We start from the raw sequence: 521 nt of genomic DNA, 5'->3' as shown, positions 1-521 counted from the left end.
CATCGCGCGTACGCTCGCCACGACCCTGCCGGAACCGCTGGCCACGTACCTGCACGGCGTGGTCGACGACCTGGCCGGGCGCGAGCGCTGAGACCGACCCCGAGCCCGACCGGCCCGCCGCAGCAGGACCGCACCACCCGCACGACCCGCCCCGAGACGAGGACGCACGACATGCGCACGGCCCCCACCGGCCAGGTCCTGTACGACACGACCGCGACACGGGCGAGCGCCGTGGTGCTGCGCGCCTACTCCACCTCCTTCGGGCTGGGCACGCGGCTGCTCGGCGGCCGCGCGCGGCGCGACATCGAGGCGGTCTACGCGCTCGTGCGCCTCGCGGACGAGGTCGTCGACACCTACCGCGGCCCCGACGCCGGCGCCGAGCTCGACGAGCTCGAGGAGCAGGTCGCCCGCGCGCTGCGCACCGGCTACTCGACGAACGTCGTCGTGCACGCGTTCGCGCGCACCGCGCGCCGCACCGGCATCGGCCACGCCGAGATCGACCCGTTCTTCGCGTCGATGCG

Annotated in this window: 1 protein-coding gene; it reads left to right on the top strand. The window is 75.4% G+C overall.

Annotated elements, in window-relative coordinates:
• Nucleotides 1-171: 171 nt before the first annotated feature.
• The coding region (locus tag G3I71_RS46520; protein WP_164324985.1) for a squalene/phytoene synthase family protein at nucleotides 172-521 on the top strand (350 nt) is incomplete at its 3' end.

The sequence above is a fragment of the Streptomyces sp. SID12501 genome, assembly GCF_010550245.1.
GTDB lineage: Bacteria > Actinomycetota > Actinomycetes > Streptomycetales > Streptomycetaceae > Streptomyces.
This window is presented reverse-complemented; position numbering and strand designations above follow the sequence as displayed.